Here is a 2902-nt window from a genome sequence, read left to right as displayed (position 1 = left end):
AGCGAAGCCCCATCATGGCCCCCATGCGCAGGGAGTTGCGGGAGTAGTCGGAAAATACCAGAAATGTTCCGCCAAAGGGGATAAAGCCGCCGTGCAGGGCAAGGCCGTTCATGATGGCCCCCATGGCGAACTCGCGTACCCCGTAATATATATAGTCACCGTCTTTGTTTTTTTTGGATACCGGTCTGGCTCCGGTGCGCATGGTCTTGTTGGAACCGGTGAGATCGGCGGAACCGCCAAGCATTTCCGGAAGTTCTGCTGTAAGGATGTCAATGATTTTGTGTGAGGCTTTGCGCGTGGCCAGGGGCTGTTTGTCCTGGTCAAAATTTTTTAGCATCTCCGAGACGGTCTGATCCAGGTTGCCGGGCAAATCTCCGGCAATACAGCGTAGAAATTCGCGGGATTGTTCCGGGTATGCCGCCTGGTACTCTGCGAATTTGCTGTTCCATTCTTTTTCCAGGCGGGCACCGCGTTTACGGCAGTCAAAGGCCTGATAAATGTATTCAGGTATTTCAAAGGCAGGATGTTCCCAGCCCAGGTTGGCCCTGGCAGCCTGGATTTCCCCGTCACCCAGAGGTGCTCCATGGCAGTCGGCACTGCCGCAGAGATTGGGTGCCCCGTGGCCAATGACGGTTTTGCAGCAGATGAGACTTGGCCGCCGGGTTTCATTCCTGGCTTCCAGGATGGCGTTTTTGACTTCCTCCTGATCATGCCCGTCCACCCCGGAGATGACATGCCAGCCGTAGGCAGTGAACCTGGAAGGAATGTCCTCGGTGAACCAACCAGAGACCTGACCGTCGATGGAAATTTCGTTGTCGTCGTAAAGGGCGATGAGTTTGCCCAGCCCCAGCGTGCCGGCCAGGGAGCAGGCCTCGTGGGAGATCCCCTCCATGAGACAGCCGTCGCCCAGAAAGGTGTAAGTATAGTGGTTGACAATATCCAGATTCTCCCGGTTGAAGCGTGCCGCCAGAATGGATTCGGCCAGAGCCATGCCCACGGCGTTGGCCAGACCCTGGCCCAGAGGGCCGGTTGTGGTCTCCACTCCGGGGGTGACGCCGTATTCGGGGTGTCCGGGGGTCTTGGAATGGAGCTGGCGGAAGTTGCGCAGATCGTTTATGCTCAGATCGTAACCGGTAAGGTGAAGCAAGGAGTAAAGAAGCATGGAGGCGTGGCCGTTGGAGAGTACGAAGCGGTCCCGGTCAGGCCATTTGGGGTTGGCAGGGTTGTGGGCCAGTATTTCCTGCCATAAGGGTACAGCCATGTCAGCCATGCCCATGGGGGCGCCAGGGTGTCCGGACTTGGCTTTCTGGACTGCGTCCATGCTAAGTACACGAATAGCGGTTGCTAGATCCTTGCTGGTGGACATTTCGGCTCCTTGTTTGAGGTTTTCGGGGTTGCTCGTTGCTCCTTAAAAAACTCCGGAACAAATTTCAACATCCGGATTCGGGGGGAAAGAAATTCGGTAAGCTTTTATGGGTTTCTCAAAAGAACTCTGGAGCAAGCTCAAAGTCAGCAGCAATCCATTTAAGTTGTATTTGTCATTAGTGTGAAGATTATAAACTTTAAGTCCGGAAGCGATTGTTCTTAATTTTACAAGACAAAATATTCATATTGGTTATATACAATGCAGTGTTTTGAAGTGGTGGCTTCTGGGTTTACTTTTGCTTAATTTTGATGCAGAATTAATTCTCATTCTGCATAGACTGCTGTTTTCTTGTGGTTCATAACAGGCCTTGATAAATATTGTCTTTCTTAAAATAAAGCAGCAAATAAGATGCCTTGTACTTGAGAAAAGCCTTAGCAGCAAGAGGCTCAAGCCTGAGTGGTGCAAATGAAATCACGACGGCAAGGTGTTTTTCAGCTTTCGGGGCACTGGGTCTTTGCCCGGGGTTTTGAAAGACATGGCACGTAAGTGTTTTGTTTATCAGGAGGTTTTTGATATGGAAGAATACTTAAAAGAGGCTCTGGAGATTGTTAAGGCTCAGGCCAGCGTGCGTAATATGACTGAAGAGGAGATGAGTGCCATGATCCTGGCGCTTTCCCGGGGTATAAGGGAAACGGCCAGGGAAATGCCGGGGGCAGCCTCCCAAAGCGCGGCACCAGGGGTGGATCCGGCCAGGGCTATCCGGGAGAAAAGCATCCTTTGCCTGGAATGCGGCAAGTCATTCAGGATTCTTACGAAAAAGCATCTGGGCAAGCACGGCATGACCCCTGAGGAATACAAGGCCAAATGGGGATACAAAAAAAATACCTCTCTGGTGGCCAGGTCCCTGACCAGAAACAGGCGTAAGAGAATGCAGGAGATGCAGCTCTGGAAAAAAAGACAGGCCCGGGCCTAAGGCCTTGGCAAAAATTCTTTTTTCCAGGGGCAAGAAGACAGAAATCAGATGACTCAGGACAGAAAAATCAAAGAGTCAGCAGTCTTCAATTCAAGCTTGCTGTCTGCGTTTTGACTTATTGCAGTAACATCTGAAAGGGGGCAGGTTTTGCCGGAGTGGTTGCCGGGATCGGGCCTATTGAAAAATGCTGGGGACAGGGCTGTGCATGCGGCGTCTCTAATTTATGCCCGGGCCATGTGCCTCAGGCAGCACTATCTGCTCAGGCGGGCCTGGACTGCTCCGGTGCCGGTGGTGTCGGTAGGCAACATCAATATGGGGGGCACGGGCAAAACGCCGGTCTGCGCCTTTCTTTTGAAGCACCTGTTGGCATGGGGTCAAAGACCGGTTCTTTTGAGCAGGGGGTACAAGGCCAGGCCGCCGCATTACCCGCATCCGGTACATCCCCTGGATGATCCCGGCTGCTGCGGAGATGAGCCCCTGATGCTTGCGCAAATACCCGGACGCTTGCGGGTGGTGGTTGATCCCAGCCGCAAAAGGGCTGCCGGGTGGGCTTTGAGGCATTT

The 2902-nt window shown here is 53.0% G+C and carries 3 protein-coding genes; 2 read left to right on the top strand and 1 reads right to left on the bottom strand.

Annotated features, from left to right (window positions below; translation table 11 throughout):
- On the bottom strand, positions 1 to 1366 hold a 1366-nt coding region (locus tag D5S03_RS09435; protein WP_287043670.1), incomplete at its 3' end, for a transketolase family protein.
- Positions 1367 to 1940: 574 nt separating this feature from the next.
- Here D5S03_RS09435 and D5S03_RS09430 point away from each other — a divergent pair.
- Both D5S03_RS09430 and D5S03_RS09425 read left to right on the top strand, forming a co-directional pair.
- Entirely contained in the window at positions 1941 to 2339 is a 399-nt protein-coding gene (locus D5S03_RS09430) for a Ros/MucR family transcriptional regulator (protein ID WP_287043669.1), read from the top strand.
- 147 nt (positions 2340 to 2486) lie between these two features.
- Positions 2487 to 2902 (top strand): tetraacyldisaccharide 4'-kinase (locus D5S03_RS09425; protein ID WP_287043668.1); only part of this gene is annotated, 416 nt, incomplete at its 3' end.

This window comes from Desulfonatronospira sp. MSAO_Bac3, from assembly GCF_003838035.1.
In the GTDB taxonomy this organism is placed as follows: Bacteria; Desulfobacterota; Desulfovibrionia; order Desulfovibrionales; family Desulfonatronovibrionaceae; genus Desulfonatronospira; species Desulfonatronospira thiodismutans.
The sequence above is the reverse complement of the archived record's forward strand: the minus strand, read 5'-3'. Positions and strand labels throughout refer to the sequence as shown.